15 protein-coding genes and 1 tRNA gene are annotated in these 20149 nt (G+C 69.9%); 10 read left to right on the top strand and 6 right to left on the bottom strand.

Annotated elements, in window-relative coordinates:
- Positions 1-7: 7 nt before the first annotated feature.
- Positions 8-82 (top strand) — tRNA-Arg (locus AC1ECW_RS04990).
- A gap of 16 nt (positions 83-98) precedes the next feature.
- Here the strand turns inward: AC1ECW_RS04990 and AC1ECW_RS04985 are convergent.
- The gene (locus tag AC1ECW_RS04985) at positions 99-1043 is read right to left on the bottom strand and encodes a LysR family transcriptional regulator (RefSeq protein ID WP_409709444.1); all 945 of its coding nucleotides are present in this window, start codon (positions 1041-1043) and stop codon (positions 99-101) included.
- Between the two features lie 114 nt (positions 1044-1157).
- Here AC1ECW_RS04985 and gcl point away from each other — a divergent pair, with 114 nt between their 5' ends.
- From gcl to AC1ECW_RS04960, 5 genes are read left to right on the top strand one after another with little or no spacing between them, the layout of a single operon-like run.
- The gene (gene gcl, locus AC1ECW_RS04980; RefSeq protein WP_409709446.1) at positions 1158-2951 is read left to right on the top strand and encodes a glyoxylate carboligase; all 1794 of its coding nucleotides are present in this window, start codon (positions 1158-1160) and stop codon (positions 2949-2951) included.
- A gap of 13 nt (positions 2952-2964) precedes the next feature.
- The gene (hyi, locus tag AC1ECW_RS04975; RefSeq protein ID WP_481201317.1) at positions 2965-3744 is read left to right on the top strand and encodes a hydroxypyruvate isomerase; all 780 of its coding nucleotides are present in this window, start codon (positions 2965-2967) and stop codon (positions 3742-3744) included.
- Positions 3745-3785: 41 nt separating this feature from the next.
- Positions 3786-4691, top strand: a complete 906-nt coding sequence (locus tag AC1ECW_RS04970; protein WP_409710669.1) for a 2-hydroxy-3-oxopropionate reductase — start codon at positions 3786-3788, stop codon at positions 4689-4691.
- Positions 4692-4715: 24 nt separating this feature from the next.
- The gene (locus AC1ECW_RS04965) at positions 4716-6011 is read left to right on the top strand and encodes a glycerate kinase type-2 family protein (protein ID WP_481201316.1); all 1296 of its coding nucleotides are present in this window, start codon (positions 4716-4718) and stop codon (positions 6009-6011) included.
- A 13-nt stretch (positions 6012-6024) separates the two neighbouring features.
- Positions 6025-6165: a hypothetical protein gene (locus AC1ECW_RS04960; protein ID WP_481201315.1), complete on the top strand. Its 141-nt coding sequence runs from the start codon at positions 6025-6027 to the stop codon at positions 6163-6165.
- Between the two features lie 136 nt (positions 6166-6301).
- On the opposite strand, the gene AC1ECW_RS04955 is transcribed toward AC1ECW_RS04960, so the two are convergent.
- The 3 genes from AC1ECW_RS04955 to uraH all read right to left on the bottom strand — a co-directional run bounded on the left by AC1ECW_RS04955 (position 6302) and on the right by uraH (position 9613).
- Positions 6302-7783, bottom strand: coding sequence for a nucleobase:cation symporter-2 family protein (locus AC1ECW_RS04955; protein ID WP_409710716.1), 1482 nt, complete (start codon positions 7781-7783; stop codon positions 6302-6304).
- A 69-nt stretch (positions 7784-7852) separates the two neighbouring features.
- Positions 7853-9061: a urate hydroxylase PuuD gene (locus tag AC1ECW_RS04950; RefSeq protein ID WP_481201314.1), complete on the bottom strand. Its 1209-nt coding sequence runs from the start codon at positions 9059-9061 to the stop codon at positions 7853-7855.
- A 195-nt stretch (positions 9062-9256) separates the two neighbouring features.
- Positions 9257-9613 (bottom strand): hydroxyisourate hydrolase, encoded by a 357-nt coding sequence (gene uraH, locus AC1ECW_RS04945; protein ID WP_409707883.1) that lies wholly within the window; start codon positions 9611-9613, stop codon positions 9257-9259.
- Positions 9614-9753: 140 nt separating this feature from the next.
- Here uraH and puuE point away from each other — a divergent pair, with 140 nt between their 5' ends.
- The 3 genes from puuE to AC1ECW_RS04930 are packed head-to-tail and all read left to right on the top strand — an operon-like array spanning position 9754 to position 13723.
- Complete coding sequence (puuE, locus tag AC1ECW_RS04940; RefSeq protein ID WP_481201313.1) at positions 9754-10707, top strand: allantoinase PuuE; 954 nt, start codon at positions 9754-9756, stop codon at positions 10705-10707.
- Positions 10708-10712: 5 nt separating this feature from the next.
- Complete coding sequence (gene uraD, locus AC1ECW_RS04935; RefSeq protein WP_409707889.1) at positions 10713-12494, top strand: 2-oxo-4-hydroxy-4-carboxy-5-ureidoimidazoline decarboxylase; 1782 nt, start codon at positions 10713-10715, stop codon at positions 12492-12494.
- Complete coding sequence (locus tag AC1ECW_RS04930; RefSeq protein ID WP_409707892.1) at positions 12491-13723, top strand: M20 family metallopeptidase; 1233 nt, start codon at positions 12491-12493, stop codon at positions 13721-13723. The genes uraD and AC1ECW_RS04930 overlap by 4 nt, the downstream gene beginning before the upstream one ends.
- A 49-nt stretch (positions 13724-13772) precedes the next feature.
- Here AC1ECW_RS04930 and AC1ECW_RS04925 read toward each other — a convergent pair whose 3' ends face one another.
- The gene (locus AC1ECW_RS04925) at positions 13773-17048 is read right to left on the bottom strand and encodes a bifunctional diguanylate cyclase/phosphodiesterase (RefSeq protein ID WP_409707895.1); all 3276 of its coding nucleotides are present in this window, start codon (positions 17046-17048) and stop codon (positions 13773-13775) included.
- A gap of 125 nt (positions 17049-17173) precedes the next feature.
- Positions 17174-18778, bottom strand: coding sequence for an ABC transporter permease (locus AC1ECW_RS04920; RefSeq protein WP_481201312.1), 1605 nt, complete (start codon positions 18776-18778; stop codon positions 17174-17176).
- A gap of 172 nt (positions 18779-18950) precedes the next feature.
- Here AC1ECW_RS04920 and AC1ECW_RS04915 point away from each other — a divergent pair, with 172 nt between their 5' ends.
- Positions 18951-20039, top strand: coding sequence for an ABC transporter ATP-binding protein (locus AC1ECW_RS04915; RefSeq protein WP_409709280.1), 1089 nt, complete (start codon positions 18951-18953; stop codon positions 20037-20039).
- Positions 20040-20149 lie beyond the last annotated feature (110 nt).

Here is a 20149-nt window from a genome sequence, read left to right as displayed (position 1 = left end):
CCGGCGTCCCGCCGTAGTTCAATGGATAGAACGAGCGCCTCCTAAGCGCTAGATGTGGGTTCGATTCCCGCCGGGGGGACCAGCCCCAGCGCCCGCGTTCAGGGCTCGGCTGCGGGCTTGCGCTTGCCCGCCGACGGCGCGCAGCGCGCCCACCACTGCCCCTCGAACTGGCCCTGCAGCCACTCGATGAACCGGCTCACCTTGGCCGGCACCATGCGCGGCGAGGGGTAGACGGCGTGGATCTCCTGCTGGGGCAGTTGCCAGCCGTCCAGCAGCGCCTTGAGCGCACCGGTACGCAGCGATTCGTGGGCCACGTAGCGCGGCAGCGCCGCCACACCAAAGCCCTCGCGCGCCGCCGCCAGCAGCATCGACAGGTTGTTCGATCGCAGGTTGCCGCGCACCTCGACCGACACCGCCTGGCCCCGCGCGCCGGTGAAATGCCAGCGCGCATCACCCTGCACCGTGCTGTAGATCAGCGCGCGGTGCTGGTGCAGCTCGCGGGGGGTCCTGGGCAGGCCATGTTCGTCGAGATAGGCGGGCGAGGCCACCACCACCCAGGGGTTGAGGCCCAGGTAGCGAGCGCCCAGCGTGGAATCGGCCAGGCGACCCATGCGGATGGCCACGTCCACGCCGAGTTCCACCAGGTCCACGTAGCGGTCGTCACAGCTCAGATCGACGAGAAGTTGCGGGTTCATGCGCATGAACTGCATCACCAGCGGCGCCAGCACGCGCCGGCCGAAGGCCACCGAGGTGTTGATGCGCAAGGCGCCCTGCACCTGCGTCTGCAACAGCGTGGCCACCGATTCGGCTTCCTCGATGTGGTGGGCAATGAGCTTGCACTTCTCGTAGTAGAGCAGCCCGATCTCGGTGGGCGTGACGCCATGGGTGGAGCGGTGCAGCAGCCGGGCACCGAGCTGGGCCTCCATGCGCCGCACCTGCTTGGTCGCGGCCGGTTGGCCGATGCCCAGTTCGGCCGCGGCCTTGCTGAACGAACCGAGATCGACCACGCGCACGAACAGACGGATGGCTTGCAGACGTTCCATGCGTGCTATTCCACCATGGAATAAGCGAAATGCGCCAGCGCCGTCTTCCGGGGCCGCCCCTTGCACGCCACCATCGGCACCAGTTCCCAGTCCCTTCGGTCACAGGAGATCGACATGCCCAAGATGAAAGCGGCGATGGCCGCCGTGCTGGTGATGGAAAAGGAAGGCGTCACGCAGGCCTTCGGCGTGCCCGGCGCTGCCATCAACCCCCTGTATGCCCAGCTGCGTGAGCGAGGCACCATCGGGCACATCCTTGCGCGCCACGTGGAAGGGGCCTCGCACATGGCCGAGGGCTACACCCGCGCCGCCCCGGGCCACATCGGCGTGTGCATCGGCACCTCGGGCCCGGCCGGCACCGACATGATCACCGGCCTGTATTCGGCCCAGGCCGACTCCATCCCCATCCTGTGCATCACCGGCCAGGCACCGCGGGCGCGGCTGCACAAGGAGGACTTCCAGGCCGTGGACATCGCTTCCATCGCGCGGCCCGTCACCAAGTGGGCCACCACGGTGCTGGAGCCGGCCCAGGTGCCGCGCGCCTTCCAGCAGGCCTTCCACCTGATGCGTTCGGGCCGCCCGGGCCCAGTGCTGATCGACCTGCCCTTCGACGTGATGCAGGCCGAGATCGAGTTCGACATCGACACCTACGAGCCGCTGCCGGTCTACAAGCCCGCGGCGACACGCAAACAGATCGAGAAAGCCCTGGAGATGCTGTCCAGCGCCGAGCGCCCGCTGATCGTGGCCGGCGGCGGCATCATCAATGCCGACGCCTCGGACCTGCTGGTGGCCTTTGCCGAGCTCACCGGCATCCCGGTGATCCCCACGCTGATGGGCTGGGGCAGCATCCCGGACGATCACCCGCTGATGGCCGGCATGTGCGGCCTGCAGACGAGCCACCGCTATGGCAATGCCAACCTGCTGGCCAGTGACTTCGTGCTGGGCATCGGCAACCGCTGGGCAAACCGCCACACCGGCTCACCCGAGGTTTACTGTAAGGGCCGCCGCTTCATCCACGTGGACATCGAGCCCACCCAGATCGGCCGGGTCTTCGCGCCCGACTACGGCGTCGTCTCCGACGCCCGGGCCGCGCTCGAGCTGTTCGTGGCGGTGGCGCGAGAGTGGCAGGCCGCCGGCCGCCTGAAGGACCGCTCAGCCTGGGCCGCCGAATGCCGCGCCCGCAAGGCCTCGCTGGCTTACCTGCGCAAGACGAACTTCGACACCGTGCCGATGAAGCCGCAGCGCGTGTACCAGTGCATGAACGAGGCCTTCGGCCGGGACGTGACCTACGTCTCCACCATCGGCCTGAGCCAGATCGCCGCTGCGCAGTTCCTGCACGTCTACGGCCCGCGGCGCTGGATCAACTGCGGGCAGGCCGGCCCGCTGGGCTGGACCGTGCCGGCCGCGCTGGGCGTGCGCGCGGCCGACCCCAAGCGCCCCATCGTGGCCCTGTCGGGCGATTACGACTTCCAGTTCATGATCGAGGAGCTGGCCGTGGGTGCACAGTTCAAGCTGCCCTACCTCCACATCCTGGTCAACAACAGCTACCTGGGGCTGATTCGCCAGGCGCAGCGCGGGTTCGACATGGACTACTGCGTGCAGCTCGGCTTCGAGAACATCAATGCCCCGGCCAGCGAGGCGGCCGCACAGGGTTACGGGGTGGACCATGTCAAGGTGGTCGAGGGCCTGGGCTGCAAGGCGCTGCGCGTGCACCGCGCCGAGGAGCTCGTGCCGGCGATCCGGCAGGCCCAAGCGTGGATGGCACAGCACCAGGTGCCGGTGGTCATCGAGGTGATCCTCGAGCGCGTCACCAACATTGCCATGGGCACCGAGATCGACCACATCGTCGAGTTCGAGGACCTGGCTGCGCAAGCGGCCGACGTGCCCACCGCCGTGGCCCTGCTGGATTGAAGGAGAGACCGACATGCCCCGTTTTGCGGCCAACCTCAGCATGCTCTTCACCGAGCACCCCTTCCTCGACCGCTTCGAAGCCGCAGCACGCGCAGGCTTCCAGGCCGTGGAGTTCCTGTTCCCGTATGCACACGACGCGCAGGAGATCCGTGCCCGGCTGCAGGCCCATCGCCTGACGCTGGTGCTGCACAACCTGCCCGCCGGCGACTGGGAGGCCGGCGAGCGCGGCATCGCCTGCCACCCCGATCGCGTGGCCGAGTTCCGTGAGGGCGTGGAGCGTGCCCTGGACTGTGCCCGCGTGCTCGGCGTGAGACAGCTCAACTGCCTGGCCGGCAAAGCCCCGGCCGGCGTGGACGAGGCGGTGCTGCACCACACCCTGGTGGACAACCTGCGCCATGCCGCCCAGCGATTGCGCACGGCCGGGCTGCGCCTGCTCGTCGAGCCCATCAACCGCTACGACATCCCCGGCTTCTACCTGAACCGCACCCAGCAGGCCCTGGACCTGATCGACGAGGTCGGCGCAGACAACCTCTATCTGCAGTACGACGTCTACCACGCCCAGCGCACCGAAGGGGAGCTGGCCGCCACGCTGCAGCGCCACCTGCCGCGCATTGCGCACATCCAGGTGGCCGACAACCCGGGCCGTCATGAGCCCGGCACCGGCGAGATCGCCTACGGCTTCCTCTTCGAGCACCTCGACCGCATCGGCTATGACGGCTGGGTGGGCTGCGAGTACAAGCCCGCTTCCACCACCGAGGCCGGCCTGGGCTGGCGGGCCGCGCTGGCCCGCTGAGCGCTCAGCACCCCCTCTCTTCATCGACCAAGGAGCACGACATGACTTCCCACCCCCTGCGCATCGGCTTCATCGGCCTGGGCATCATGGGCACGCCCATGGCCGGCCACCTCATCAAGGCCGGACACCAGCTCTTCGTCTACACCCGCGGCAAGGTGCCAGCCGAAATCGCCGCGAGCTCGGCCACCCAGTGCCTGAATGCGCGCGGTGTGGCCGAGCGCGCCGACATCATCATCACGATGGTGCCCGACACCCCCGACGTGGCCGACGTTCTCTTTGCCGAGCAGGGCGTGGCCATGGGCCTGAGCCCGGGCAAGATCGTCGTGGACATGTCCTCGATCTCGCCGGTGGAGACCAAGGACTTCGCCCGCCGCATCGAGGCCCTGGGCTGCGAGTACCTCGACGCGCCGGTCTCCGGCGGCGACGTGGGGGCGCGCAATGCCACGCTGTCCATCATGGTGGGCGGCAAGCCCGAGGTCTTCGAGCGCGTGCGGCCGGTGTTCGAGCTGCTGGGCAAGAACATCACGCTCGTGGGCGGGCATGGCGACGGTCAGACCTGCAAGGTGGCCAACCAGATCGTGGTGGCGCTCACCCTCCATGCCGTGGCTGAAGGCCTGCTGTTCGCGGCGCGCGCCGGCGCCGACCCGGCCAAGGTGCGACAGGCCCTGATGGGCGGGCTGGCCACCTCGCGCATCCTGGAAGTGCATGGCGAGCGCATGATCAAGCGCAGCTTCGCCCCGGGCTTTCGCATCGCGCTGCACCAGAAGGACCTCAACCTCGCGCTGAGCGCCGCCAAGTCGCTGGGCCTGGCCCTGCCGGCCACCGCTGCGGCTCAGCAGCTCTTCAGCGCCTGCGTGGCCCACGGCGGTGCGGGCTGGGACCACTCGGGCCTGGTGCGCGCGCTGGAGCAGCTCAACCACTTCGAGATCGGCGCCCAGGCCGGCTGACACATGCCATTCGACGAGGCCCCGATGTCCCCTGCCCCGCCCCATCCGCTGCTGCGGCGCCTGTTCGACGCCGCCGTCGCCTCGGCCCAGCCTGCGCTGTGCGTGCCGCCCCACCTGCCCTCACCCGCTTCGCTCGGGCGCGGTCGCCTGATCGTCGTAGGGGCCGGCAAAGCCTCGGCCGCGATGGCCCAGGCCGTCGAGCGCCACTGGGCCGGCGCGGTGTCGGGCCTGGTCGTCACGCGCTATGGCCACGCCGTGCCCTGCCAGCACATCGAGATCGTCGAAGCCGCCCACCCGGTGCCCGACGCTGCGGGCCTGGCGGCTGCGCAGCGCATCCTGCACATCGTGGAGGGCCTGAGCGAGCACGACCTCGTGCTGTGCCTGATCTCCGGCGGCGGCTCGGCCCTGCTGCCCCTGCCGCTGCCGGGCCTGACGCTGGCCGACGAGCAGGCCGTGAACCGAGCGCTGCTGGCCAGCGGCGCCAGCATCGGCGAGATGAACTGTGTGCGCCGGCATCTGTCGGCCCTCAAGGGCGGACGGCTCGCCGCCGCCTGCCACCCCGCCCGGGTGCTCAGCCTCGTCCTGTCGGACGTGCCGGGCGACCATCCCATCGACATCGCTTCGGGCCCCACCGTGGCCGACCCGACCACCTGCGAGGACGCCCTGGCCGTCGTGCGGCGCCATCGCATCGAGCTGCCGCCGGCCGTGCGCAAGGTGCTAGAAAGCGGCGCCGGCGAATCGATCAAGCCTGGCGACCCGCGCCTGGCGCGTGCGCAGACCCGGCTCGTGGCCACCCCCCAGCAGGCCCTCGAAGCCGCTGCCGCCGTGGCCCGGCAGGCCGGTTATGCGGTGCACATCCTGGGCGATGCCCTGGAGGGTGAAGCCCGTGATGTCGGCAAGGTGCTGGGCGGCATCGCGCGGCAAGTGGCCGAGCGCGGCCAGCCCTTCAGTGCACCGTGCGTACTGCTGTCCGGCGGCGAGACCACCGTGACGGTGCGCGGCGACGGCCGCGGCGGCCGCAACGTGGAATGCCTGCTGTCGCTGGCCCTGGCCGTGCAGGGCCATCCGCGCATCCACGCGCTGATGGCCGACACCGACGGCGTGGACGGCCAGGAGGAGATCGCCGGCGCGACCATTGGACCGGACACGCTGGCGCGCGCCTGGGCCGCCGGGCTGCGGCCCGCCGACCACCTGGCCCGCAACGACGGGCACGGCTTCTTCGAGGCCCTGGGCGACGAGATCCGCACCGGCCCCACGCTCACCAACGTCAACGACTTCCGCGCCCTCATCATCGAGGCGGCGGACCCGCGCCTTTCATGATCCCGCATCGCACATGCCGTGGTGGTCGCACGCGCCCGTCCTGAGCCTCACCCCCACCCGTGCGGCGGCACGCCAGCCCACCCTGGGCTGGGGCGTGCACTCGGTGCGCCTCGACGAAGTGCCACAGGCCTGCGAGATAACCGAGCTGGCCTGAGAACGGGCCCGGCGCGGAGGTCTGGCCCGTCCCGGTGACCCTCTGGTGAGGATCGCCGGCCTGCCCTTCGGTGAAAGCGGCAGCACCAACCTGCTGCGCATCACCGCGGCCTGAGCCGGCCGCCGGCCGCCGCTCCTCAGTGCGCCTCGGCCGTCTTGGCCGCCTCGATCGCGCCGGCCGTGTCGCCGCGCGTGCCGTTGAAGAAGAGGTTCAGCGACACCGCAGCGATGGCCGTGAGCAGGATGCCGCTTTCCAGCAGCGGGTGCAGGCCATGGGCCATCTGCTGCGTCCAGCGCGGGGCCACGAGCGGGATCAGGCCGAAACCTATGGACAGCGCCACGATGTAGAGGTTGTTGCGGTTGCTGCGGTAGTCCACCGTCGAGAGGATGCGGATGCCGGTGGCGGCCACCATGCCGAACATCACCAGGCCGGCCCCGCCCAGCACGAACGTCGGGATGGATTCGACGAAGGCCGCCATCTTGGGCAACATGCCCAGCACGATCATGATCAAGCCGCCGGCCACGCACACCCAGCGGCTCTTGACACCGGTGACGCCCACCAGGCCCACGTTTTGCGAGAAGCTCGTGTAGGGGAAGGTATTGAAGATGCCGCCGATCAGCGTGCCCAGCCCATCGGTGCGCAGCCCCGCGGCCAGCTCGGTCTGGCTGATGCGCCGGCCGGTGATCTCCGACAGGGCCAGGAACATGCCGGTGGACTCGATCATCACGACGATCATCACCAGCGTCATCGTCAGGATCATCACGATGTCGAAGCTGGGCAGACCGAAGGCCAACGGGGTGACCACATCGAACCAGTGCGCCTGGGCCACCTTGGCGAAATCCATCTTGCCCAGCGCGATCGCGATCGCACAGCCGGCCACGATGCCCAGCAACACCGCGATGTTGGCCACAAAGCCGCGCGTGTACTTCACCAGCAGCAAGATGACCGCCAGCACCGCGCCGGCGATCGCCAGGTTGTCCAGCGCAGCGTAGTTCGGGTTGTCCTTCATCGGGATGGGCCCGGGCAGGCGGGTCAGCTCGGTGCCGGCCTCAGCGGCCGCAGCGCGAGCGCTGTCGACCATCGCCGCCAACTGGGACACGTCCACGCTCTGCGCCATCGGGGCCGGGCCGCCCATCGCCCAGCCCACCCCCACCCGCATCAGGCTGATGCCGATGATCGCGATGATGCTGCCCGTGACCACCGGTGGGAAAAAGCGCAGCAGCTTGCTCACCATCGGCGCCAGAATCATCGAGAGGATGCCCGCGCCGATGATCGCGCCGAAAATCGCCCGCGCGCCGTCCACCCCGGGCAGGGCCTGGGCGAAGGCCACCATCGGGCCCACGGCGGCAAAGGTCACGCCCATCATCACCGGCAGGCGGATGCCGAACCAGCGTGTCACGCCCAGACTCTGGATGAGGGTCACCAGGCCGCAGCAGAACAGGTCGGCCGAGATCAGCATCGCCACCTGCTCGGGGCTGAGCTGCAGCGCGCGCCCCACGATCAGGGGCACGGCCACGGCCCCGGCATACATCACCAGCGCATGCTGCAGGCCCAGTGCGGCCAGCCGCCCGGCCGGCAGCTTCTCGTCCACGGGGTGAACCGTCGTCGTCTCGCTCATGCATGTCTCCTTTGGGGGTGAATCCGCGGGAGCGGGAACATGGCCCGCTCCTCGTTGCGGCGGTACCGGTCAGTGGGCGGCGGCGCCCTGTTCGAACCATCGCCGGATGAGGGCGCGCTCGTCTTCGGTGATCTGTGTGGCGTTGTTCAGCGGCATCTGTCTCAACACCACCGTCTGCTGGTAGATCGCCTGTGCATGCTGCTGCACCAACTGCGGCGTGTGCAGCGCCACGTTCTTGCTGGCCAACGCAGCGTTGTGGCACATCGCGCAGCGCTGCTCAATCACCCTGTGCACTTGCGCCACCCCCACCGGCTCGGCCGGCCGCTGCGCCGGCACCGCCGCCGGCGGTGAACGCCACACCACCACCCCCACCAGCAGCAGCACGCCGGCCATCGCATGCTCCCACGGCGTGCGCCGGCCCTGCACCTTCGCCTGGTGCCGCGCCACGAAGCTGTGCCGGATCAAGGCCCCGGCCAGCATCAAGCCCACCAGCACGATCCAGTTGTGCGCCCCCTGGTACAGCCACCCATAGTGGTTCGACAGCATCGCCACGATCACCGGCAGCGTGAAGTAAGTGTTGTGCACGCTGCGCTGCTTGCCCCGCCGCCCATGCACCGGATCGGGCGCCTGCCCCGCACGCAACGCCGCCACCACCTTGCGCTGCCCCGGAATGATCCAGAAGAACACGTTGGCACTCATCGCCGTGGCCAGCATCGCCCCCACCAGCAAAAACGCCGCTCGCCCCGCAAAAAGCTGACACGCCAGCCACGACGAAAACACCACGAACCCGGCCACCAGCACCCCCACCACCAGGTCACCATGGCGGCGCTGGCCCAGCGTGCGGCAGATCCCGTCGTACACCAGCCAGAAACCCACCAAAAAACCCAGCGCCGCCGTCGCCGCCAGCGCCGGCGATGACCACGCGTACACGTTGCGGTCGGTCAGAAAAGTCTCCGCCTGCCACAGGTACATCAGCGCAAACAGCGCAAAACCGCTCAGCCAGGTGGAATAGCTCTCCCAGTACGACCAGTGCAGGTTGCGCGGCAAGGGCAACCACTTGGGCGCCACCAGGTACTTGTTGGCGTGGTAAAAGCCCCCGCCGTGCACGGCCCACATCTCGCCGTCCACGCCCTTGGCCTTCAGGTCCTCGTGCTGCGGTGCGCTCAGGCTGTTGTCCAGCATCACGAAGTAAAACGACGCGCCGATCCACGCAATCGCCGTAACCACGTGCGCCCAGCGCAGCAGCAGGTTCAGCCAGTCAAGCAGGTAGGTGTCCATCGCATCCTCACAGGTCGGGTGCGCACGGCCTCGGGCCGTGCAGGCACCTCACCACAGCGGGCTCTGTGAGGACGAGAACGTCGCAACCGGCGCCGGCCTCGCAAGGCCGGCGCTGCGGGCTCCGCGGCGACGTGCACAAAGTGTATACAGCAAAGAATACAGTAATCCTGGGAATTTCCCTGAACCGCCCCTGCTTCAGGACCCGCGGTACGTGGCGTAAGACCAGGGGCTCACGAGCAAGGGCACGTGGTAGCGCCCGGCCGCATCGGCGATGCCGAAATCGATGGGCACCACGTCGATGAAGGCCGGCTCGGGCAACGTCACCCCCTTGGCGCGGAAATACTCGGCCACCTCGAAGCTCAGCCGGTAGCGACCCACGGCCATGGTGGCTGCATCGAGCAGTGGGCCGCCGTCGTTGCGGCCGTCGTGGTTGAGCGTGAAGGTCTTGAGGGTCTGCGTGCCTGCGTCGGTGACGCGCTGCAGCGTGACCTTCATGCCCGCGGCCGGGCAGCCGTGCATGGTGTCGAGAACGTGGGTGCTCAGATGGCCCATGGGTGTCTCCAGGTTCGAAGTGGACGGGAACAGGGCGGCCGGCTTGCGCCTTCGCATTTTTTGTATACACTTTAGCACACACTTTTCGCCATTCCGCCCCGCCCTTCGGCGGCCCCTGTCAGCGACGCCCGAGCCTTGCGATGACCTCATCGTCCCCCCGCTACCCCCGCGACTTGCGCGGCCATGGCCGCAATCCGCCCGACCCCCACTGGCCCGGCCACGCGCGCGTGGCGGTGCAGTTCGTTCTCAACTACGAGGAGGGTGGCGAGAACTCGGTGCTTCACGGCGACGCCGGCAGCGAGCAGTTCCTGTCCGAGATGTTCAACCCCGCGGCCTTCCCGGCCCGCCACCTGAGCATGGAGGGCATCTACGAGTACGGCTCGCGTGTGGGTGTGTGGCGCATCCTGCGCGAGTTCGAGCGGCGGGGCCTGCCGCTCACCGTCTTTGGCGTGGGCATGGCCATGCAGCGCTGCCCCGAGGTGAGCGCCGCTTTCAAGGAGCTCGGGCACGAAGTGGCGTGCCACGGCTGGCGCTGGATCCACTACCAGAACGTCGACGAGGCCACCGAGCGCGAGCACATGCGGCTGGGCATGCAGGCCATCGAGCGCCTGATCGGGCAGCGCCCGCTGGGCTGGTACACCGGGCGCGACAGCCCGAACACGCGTCGCCTGGTGGCCGACTACGGCGGCTTCGAGTACGACAGCGACTACTACGGCGACGACCTGCCCTTCTGGCTGCAGGTGCGCCGCACCGACGGCTCGCTGGCGCCGCACCTGGTGGTGCCCTACACGCTGGACTGCAACGACATGCGCTTTGCGCTGCCCCAGGGCTTCAGCCATGGCGACGAGTTCTTCGAGTACCTGCGCGATGCTTTCGACGTGCACTATGCCGAAGGCCAGGAGCGCCCGGCCATGATGAGCATCGGCATGCACTGCCGGCTGCTGGGCCGGCCCGGGCGCATGCGCTCGCTGCAGCGCTTCCTCGATCACATCGAGAAGCACGACCGGGTGTGGGTGACGCGACGCATCGACATCGCGCGCCACTGGAAGGCCACGCACCCCTTCGACCCCGCGACCGCCTTCCTGTGGGAGTAAGCGCCATGCCCCTGACCCTGGACCAACTCAACGCGGCCAGCCCGGCCGGATTCGTCGCGCTGCTGGACGGCACCTACGAGCACTCGCCCTGGATCGCCGAGCGCGCGGCCGCACGGCGGCCCTTCGCCACCCTGGCCCAGCTCAAGCGCGTGCTGGTCGAGGTGGTGCGCGAGGCCGGCCGCGACGAGCAGCTCCAGCTCATCCGTGCCCACCCCGAACTGGCCGGACGGGCGATGGTCGCGCGCACCCTCACGGCCGAATCGACGAACGAACAGGGCCAGGCAGGCCTGACGCAGTGCACGCCCGAAGAGTTCGAGACCCTGCAGCGCCTGAATGCCCAGTACAACGCCAAGTTCGGCTTTCCCTTCATCCTGGCCGTGCGCGGCCCGCGCGGCACGGGCCTGGGCAAGGCCGAGATCATCGCCACCTTCGCGCGCCGGCTGGACAACCCGCCCGACGTCGAATTCGCCGAGGCGCTGCGCAACATCCACCGCATCGCCGAGATCCGCCTGAACGACAAGTTCGGCGTCGAGCCGACCCTGGGGCACCTCGTGTGGGACTGGGCCGAACGCCTTGCCGAGCACAGCGAGCCGGGCTATGCCGAGCGCGGCGAGCTCACCGTGACCTACCTCACCGACGCGCACCGGGCCTGTGCCCAGCGTATCTCGCACTGGATGAAGGCCGATTGCGGCTTCGACGAGGTGGAGATCGATGCCGTGGGCAACGTGGTCGCTCGCTACCACCCCGCGCCGGGCGCCTCGACGAAGTACCTGCTGACGGGCAGCCACTACGACACCGTGCGCAACGGCGGCAAGTACGACGGCCGGCTGGGCATCTTCGTGCCCATGGCCTGCGTGCGCGAGCTCTCGCGCCAGGGCCGGCGGCTGCCTTACGGGCTGGAGGTGGTGGCCTTCTCCGAGGAGGAAGGCCAGCGCTACAAGGCCGTCTTCCTGGGCTCGGGCGCGCTGGTGGGCCAGTTCGACATGCGCTGGCTCGACCAGGCCGATGCCCAGGGCATCACGATGCGCGAGGCCATGAAGCACGCCGGCCTGTGCATCGACGACATCCCCAAGCTGCGGCGCGACCCTCAGCGCTATCTCGGCTTCGTGGAAGTCCACATCGAGCAGGGCCCGGTGCTCAACGAGCTCGACCTGCCGCTGGGCGTGGTCACCTCAATCAACGGCGGCGTGCGCTACGTGGGCGAGATCCTCGGCACGGCCAGCCACGCCGGCACCACGCCGATGGGCCTGCGCCGCGATGCCGCCACCGCCGTGGCCGAGCTGGCCCTTTTCCTCGAAAAGCGCGCCTCGGCCGTGCCCGACCTGGTGGGCACCATGGGCCTCCTGGAGGTGCCCAATGGCTCGATCAACGTGGTGCCGGGGCGCTGCCGCTTCAGCCTGGACATCCGCGCCACCACCGACCCGGTGCGCGACGCCTGTGCCGCCGAGGTGCTGGCCGAGCTCGAGCGCATCTGCCAGCGCCGCGGCCTGCGCTACCGCATCGAGGAGACCCTGCGTGCCGCCGCCGCCCCCTCGGATCCCGCCTGGCAGCAGCGTTGGGAACATGCCGTCCAGGCCCTGGGCCTGCCGGTGCACCGCATGCCCAGCGGGGCCGGCCACGACGCGATGAAGCTGCACGAGATCCTGCCGCAGGCCATGCTCTTCCTGCGCGGCCAGAACGCCGGCATCAGCCACAACCCGCTCGAATCCATCACCAGCGACGACGCCGACCTGTGCGTGCGCGCCTTCTCGCACCTGCTCGATCAACTCTGCGCGGAACTCTCATGACCTCCCCCGCCCTCTACCAGGCCCTGGACGCCTGGATCGACGCCCACTTCGACGAGCAGGTGCGTTTCCTGCAAGAACTGGTGCGCGTGCCCACCGACACCCCGCCGGGCCACAACGCCCCGCATGCCGAGCGCACGGCCGAGCTGCTCGCCGGCTTCGGCCTGCCCGCCGAGAAGCACCCGGTGCCCGCCGACGAGGTGCGCGCCTACGGCCTGCAGTCGCTCACCAACCTGATCGTGCGCCGCCGCTATGGCGAGGGCCCGACGGTGGCACTGAACGCCCACGGCGACGTCGTGCCCCCCGGCGAGGGCTGGACGCACGACCCCTACGGCGGTGAGATCGTCGACGGCCGGCTCTACGGTCGCGCCGCCGCCGTCAGCAAGAGCGACTTCAGCACCTACACCTTCGCGGTACGCGCGCTGGAAGCGCTTGGCCGGCCCCTCAAGGGCGGCGTCGAGCTGATCTTCACCTACGACGAGGAGTTCGGCGGTGAACTTGGCCCAGGCTGGCTGCTGCGCCAGGGCTTGACGCGCCCCGACTACCTGCTGGCCGCCGGCTTCAGCTACCAGGTGGTCACCGCCCACAACGGCTGCCTGCAGATGGAAGTGACCGTGCACGGCGTGATGGCGCATGCCGCCATCCCCGACACTGGCGTCGATGCGCTGCAGGGCGCCGTGCGCATCCTGCACGCGCTGTACGCTCAGAACGAGCGCTACAAGGCCGTGCGCTCGCAGGTGCCGGGCATCTCCCACCCTTATCTCAACGTCGGCCGCATCGAAGGCGGCACCAACACCAATGTCGTGCCCGGCAAGGTGGTGCTGCGCCTGGACCGGCGCATGATCCCCGAGGAAAATCCGGCCGAGGTCGAGGCCGACATCCGCCGCGTCATCACCGAGGCGGCCGCAGGCTTCCCGGGCATCTCGGTCGACATCAAGCGCCTGCTGCTGGCCGAAGCCTGGAAGCCCGATGCCCGCAACGCCCCGCTCGTGCAGGCGCTGCAACGCCATGGCGAGGTGGTGTTCGGCGAGCCCATTCCCACCTCGGGCACGCCGCTGTACACCGATGTGCGCTTGTTCGGCGCCCACGGCATCCCCGCGGCCATCTACGGCGCCGGCCCGCGCACGGTGCGCGAGAGCAACGCCAAGCGCGCCGACGAGCATATCGTGCTGGAGGACCTGCGCCGCGCCACCAAAGTGGTGGCGCGCACGCTGCTGGACCTGCTGGGCTGAGCGCGCTTGCGTTCGACGCGCCCCTGCCGCCTAACGCACACCGACCCGGTCAGGCCCGGGGAGCCGTCAGGCCCGCGTCGAGCCCTTGGTGCGCCGGCCCGCTGGCCGGCTGGCGCAGCCGGCGGATGAGCGCCTCGAAGTCCTCGGCCGGCATCGGCCGGCCCAGGTGGTAGCCCTGGGCTTCGTGGCAGCCGTGCTCGCGCAGGAACTCGAACTGCTCGCGCGTCTCCACCCCCTCGGCCACCAGGCCCACCTGCAGGGTATGGGCCATCGCGATCACCGCGGCGGTCAGCCGCGTGTCGCTTGCCGAACCGGGCACCGCGCTCAGAAAGGAACGGTCGATCTTGAACTTGTCCACCGGCAGATCGCGCAGGTAGGCCAGGCTCGAGTAGCCGATGCCGAAGTCGTCGATCGCGATCGAGATGCCCAGCGCGCGCAGCCGCGCCAGCACGGTGGCCGTGGACAGCGTGTCTCGCACGATCGCGCTTTCAGTGATCTCCAGCTCCAGCCGCGAGGCCGGCAGCGCCGCGACCTCCAGGGCACGCGCGACCGTGTTCAGCAGGTCGTCGGCCTCGAGCTGGCGCGGCGAGAGGTTCACCGCCACACGCAGCCGCTCGCCGGTGGCGTCCTCCCAGCGGCGCAGTTGCATGCAGGCCTCGCGCAGCACCCAGGCCCCGATCGGCACGATCAGGCCCGTGTCCTCGGCCAGCAGCACGAACTCGCCCGGCGGCACCAGGCCCTGGCCGGGGCGCTCCCAGCGCAACAGGGCCTCGGCGCCCACCAGAGCGCCGCTGGCGCAGTCGAACTGCGGCTGGTAATACACCCGCATCTCGCCACGGTCGATGGCCTCATGCAGGTCGTTTTCCATGCGCAACCGGTCGGCCGAGTCGCGCGTCATGCTCTCGTCGTAGAGCTTGAAGTTGTTCCGCCCCGCCGCCTTGGCGTGGTACATCGCCGCATCGGCCGCGCGCATCAGCGTGGCCGGGTCGCTGCCCGCCTCGGGGAAGGTCGCCACGCCGATAGAGGGCGTGACCCGCAGCATGTGCGGACCCACCTTCATCGGATCGCCCAGCGCAGCGATCATCTTGCGCGCCACCAGCTCGCAGTCACCCACATGCGAGACCTTGGGCAACAGCACGACGAACTCGTCACCACCCATGCGCGCCACCGTGTCCGAGGCGCGCACCGTGGCGTGCAGCCGCTCGGCTACGATTTTGAGGATGCCATCGCCCACATGGTGGCCGAGTGAGTCGTTGATGTTCTTGAAGCGGTCCAGGTCGATGAACATCAGCGCCACGCAGTCGTTCTCGCGGCGTGCCCGCGTGAGGGCCGCACTCAGCCGCTCTTGCAGCAGCACGCGGTTGGGCAGGCCGGTCAGCGCATCGTGGTGCGCCATGTGGCGGATGTGCTCCTCGGCGCGCTTGCGCTCGGTCACGTCGTAGGAGATGCCCAGGTAGCCCGCCGGCTCGCCGGCTTCGTTGCTCAGTGTGGTCATCACCAGGATCACCGGTGTGCGGCGCCCGTCCTTGCGGATGCAGGTCCATTCACGCTCGTCGGGACGCCCCCGCCGCGCCCGGGCCATGAACACCTCCACGCCCGCGGGCACCGGTTCGCCCAGCTCGGCACTGAGCTGGGCCGCGCGCAGCGCGATCTCCTGGGGGTCGTGGTAGACGGTCGGTGTGGCGCGCCCGACCAGTTCATCGGCGCTGTAGCCCAGCAGCATCTCGGCCGCCGGGTTCATCGCCTGGATCACGCCGCGCAGGTCGAGCGCCACGATCGCAAAGGGGGCGCTGTCGTAGATCGTGCGCCGCAGCGCATCGGCGCGACGCAACTGGCGCTGCGACTCCTCGATCGCCAGCTCGGTGGCGCGCCGCTCGCTGATGTCGCGCAGCATCGCCACGCTGTGCGGCCGGCCATCGAGCTCAACGTCACTGACGGCCAACTCCAGCGGGAAGAGCAGCCCGTCGCGTCGCAGGCCGGTCACCTCGCGCCCCGGGCCTGCCGCCCAGGCCAGCGCCGCCCCCACTCCTTCTCGGGCCGTCTCGGCCGGCGGCAGCAGCTCGTTGACGCTGGCGCCGCGCAGCTCGGCTTCGGTCGCTCCGAACATGCGTGCCGCCGCCGCATTGACGTCGACGATGCGGCCGTCGCGGTCGAAGGTGATGATGCCGTCGACCGTGCCATCGATCACGTTGCGCAGCCGCGCCTCGCTCTCCTTGGCCTGACGGCTCAGATACTGGGCCAGCGCGGTGGCCCGTGTGTAGCGCCCGGCGAACACGCGCAAGGCCATCCACAGCACGATCGAACCGGCCAGCCCGCCCAGCAGCACTGTCAGCGGATACGGATCGGTGCGCGGGTCGATCGGGCGGCGCGTGATCACCACCTCCCACATCCGCCCGCCCACGGCCTTCACATTGACCCGCTGGTCTCGGGGGGCCACGTGCTCGGGCAGCGCGTAGGACGAGGACCAGACCTCATTGCCCTGCAGCACCACCGCGCGCTCCTCCACCGGCTGGCCGCTGCGGTAGCCTTCGTCTCCGATGTCGGTGATGCGCACGTGATAGCGGCTCGCATCGTGCTCGACCAGCGCATAGCGCAGCAGGTCGGCCGAACGCAGCACGATGCTGACCTGCCCCGTGTGCACCGGCTCGCGCACGACACCCTCCGGTTCCTCCGGCACGGAGAACAGCGCCGCGCGGATCACGAAACCACGGGTGGGCACCGCCCCTTGCAGCAACGTCAGCGGGGCCGACAAGGCGGGCCTGCGCGTGTCGCGGGCCCGCTCCAGCGCTGCGCGTCGCGCCGGCTCGGCCGCCTGGTCGTGACCGAACACGGCCTCGTTGCCCTCCATCGGCTCGTTGTAGAGCACCGGGAAGTACTCCTCCCGTTCGCCCGGCGGGTGGATGCGGAAGTCCGGATACCCCTGGGGCCGCAGGCTCGTGTCAGTGCGCACCGAGGCCTCGAAGCGCTCCCGTTCGGAGCGGGTCACGCGCGGGGCGTACTGCACCGCCTGCAAAGCCGGGTAGCGGTCCTGCGCCCGCAGCGAACGGAAGTGCTCGTGAAACTCACGCCGGCTCACATGGTGGCTGGCCTCGAACAGCGCCGACAGGCTGGCAGCCAGGTCCATATAGCGCTCCAGCGAGTCCACGATGCGCGCCACCTTCTCGCTGGCCAGCGCTTCGAAACGACGGTCGTAGGCCTCACGCAGCGCCTCGGCACTGTGGTGCCATCCGTAGGCGCTGGCGGCCACGCCCAGCACCAGCACTGCATCAGCCAGGCGTCGGTACAGCACCGGTCGCTCGGGCGGGTGAGGCAGGGAGTGGTCCATCGGTCGGGCGTGTGGGGCAAGCTGCGCATGCTACCGTGCCTGCCGGCACCCCGTGCGCCGGCCCACCCCCCGAGTCCGGCGGCCCCGAGACCTTTGCACGGCATTCATACGCTGAGCTGCGCGGCTCAGCCGCGCTGGCGCAGCGCACGCGACAGCAGGATGACCGGCACCAGCCCCACCAGCACGATGGCCAGCGAGGGCAAGGCCGCCTCGCCCAGGCGTTCGTCCTTGGCCATCTGGTAGGCGATCACCGCCAGCGTGTCGCTGTTGAAGGGCCGCAACACATAGGTGGCCGGCAGCTCCTTCATCACGTCGACGAAGACCAGCAGTGCCGCCGCCAGTGCCGAGCGCCGCAGCAGAGGCAGGTGCACCCGGCCCAGCAGGCGCCAGCGGGTGGCCCCCAGCATGCGCGCCGACTCGTCCAGCGTGCCCGCAATCCGGGCATAGCCTGACTCCACCGACTGCAGCGCCACCGCCGAGAAACGCACGAGGTAGGCATAGAGCAGCCCCAGGGCCGTACCGGTGACCAGGGCCGTGGCCCCGGTGTCGGGCCAGCGCGCCTGCACCCAGGCGGCCGGCAGCAGGATGCCCACGGCGATCACCGCCCCGGGCACGGCATAGCCCAGCGACACCACCCGGGCCGCGACCCGCAGGCCGGGGCCCGGCCGCTCGCGCAGCGCAAAGGCCAGCGCCAGCGCCAGCCCCACGGCCGCCAAGGCCGCCAGTGCGGCCAGCCGGAAGCTCGTCCAGCCCCACTGGACGAAGCGCGCCCAGGGGATCCCCACCTCGGCATAACGCGCCTCCTGCCACAGCAGGTGCAGCAGCACCGCCACCGGCAGCACGAAGCCCAGCAGCACCGGCAGCGCACACAGGGCCCAGGCCAGGGCGGCGCGGCCGCCGCGCAGCGCGATCGGGCGGGCCTCGGCCCCCTGGGCCGCTGCGGGCCGGGCGGTGGCAAAGCGCAGCCGCCGCTGGGCCCGGTGTTCCAGCCACAGCAGCACCGCCACCACCAGCAGCAGCACGGTGGCCAACTGAGCCGCCGCCACCCGATCGCCCATCGACAGCCAGGCGCGGTAGATGCCCGTGGTGAAGGTGTTCAATCCGAAGTAGGAGACGACGCCGAAATCGGCCAGGGTCTCCATGAGAGCCAGGGCCACGCCCGCGGCCAGGGCCGGACGGGCCAGCGGCAGGGCCACGGTGCGCACCCGCCGGGCCACCCCGGCGCCCAGCAGTCGAGCCGCCTCCATCAACTGCACCCCGCGTTCGGCCAGGGCCGCGCGCGTCAGGAGGTAGACATAGGGGTACAGGCAGAAGACGAACATGAGCACCGCCCCCCACAGACTGCGCACGTCGGGCAGCAGGCGCTGCGTCGAGCCGCTCCAGGTCCGCCAGGCGGTCTCCAGCGGCCCGCTGTACTGCAGGAAGTCGGTGTAGGCGTAGGCCAGCACGTAGGCGGGCATCGCCAGCGGCAGCAGCAGCGCCCACTCGAAGGTGCGCCGGCCCGGGAAGTCGAACAGCGTCACGGCCGCCGCCGTGAGCCCGCCCACCGCCGCCACCCCGACGGCCACCAGCAGCGACAGCCACAACGAGGTCCAGGCATAGCCCGGCAGAACGGTGGTCGCCTGGTGCCGCAGTACCTCGAGGCTGGCGGCATCGAAGCCCAGCCAGGAGCCGAAGATCGCCAGCACCGGCAGGGCCAGCACCAGGGTCACGAGGGTCAGCAGTCGCATGGCAGAAGACGCAGGCCGGGGCCGGCCGGGCCCGGCCCGCCGGCGGTCCTGACCCGCGTCAGGCCGGAATGCGAAAAGTAATCATTTGTTTTGCAGGCTCTATCATAGGGGCTGTCCGGCCCGACCCTTGCCCGCTTGCGGCAGGCCGTTGCGACGCCGCCCCGCCATCCCCATGTTTCTGGACATTCAGCAGCTTTGCGTGCGCTATGCCGGCGCACAGGCCTCCCATCCCGCCGTGCACGACGTCAGCCTGGCCCTGCCCCAGGGAGAGATCGGCGCCCTGATCGGGCCCTCGGGCTGCGGCAAGACCTCGATGCTGCGGGCCATCGCGGGGCTCGAACGCATCGCTGGCGGGCGCATCGCCATCGAAACCGAGGTGCTCAGCGCCGCCCAGCCGGGGCAGCCCGGGGTCCACCTGCCGCCCGAGCAGCGGCGCATCGGCATGGTCTTCCAGGATTACGCCCTCTTTCCCCACCTCAGCGTGGGCGAGAACGTAGCCTTCGGGATCGCCCACCGCCCGCGCCGCGAACGCGAGGCCCGCGTGGCCGAGATGCTCGAACTCGTCGGCCTGGGCCCGGTGGCGGCCCGCTATCCCCACCAGCTCTCGGGCGGGCAGCAACAGCGCATCGCGCTGGCCCGGGCGCTGGCCCCCGCCCCGCGCCTGCTGCTGCTGGACGAGCCCTTCTCGAACCTCGACGTGGACCTGCGCGAACGCCTGGCCCAGGAGGTGCGCACCATCCTGAAGCGCTCGGGCACCACCGCTCTGCTCGTCACGCACGACCAGATGGAGGCCTTCGCAGTGGCCGACCTGATCGGTGTGATGCACCAGGGCCGGCTCGAGCAATGGGACACCGCCTACCAGCTCTACCACCGCCCGGCCACCCGATTCGTGGCCGACTTCATCGGCCACGGCGTCTTCACCCCGGCCCGCATCGTCCAGCAGCCCGGCGGACCGGTGGTGCGCACCCCGCTGGGCGACCTGGTCGACCTGGAGGAGTGCCCCCTGCCCAGCGCCTACCCAGGCGGCGAATGCGATGTGCTGCTGCGCGCCGACGACATCGTCCACGACGACGACGCCCCGGTGAAGGCGCGCATCGAGCGCAAGGCCTTCCGCGGCTCCGAGTTCCTCTACACCCTGCGGCTGGCCAGCGGCGAGACCGTCCTGGCCCACGTGCCATCCCACCACAACCACGCCGTGGGCGACTGGGTGGGCATCCGCCCCGAGGTCGACCACGTCGTGACCTTTCCCCGTCAAACCTGAGGAAATTCGAGGGATTTCCACCTGCAACTTTCGTGACCCTGCGGGCGTCGAAACGAACGGCCTCAACCTATACTGATCGCCAGTGCTGCCGCTGAGCCGGCGGCATCGTT

It is taken from the genome of Caldimonas hydrothermalis (genome assembly GCF_056746695.1).
Note: the sequence above shows the minus strand (reverse complement) of the source record. Positions and strands in the feature narration are given on the sequence as shown.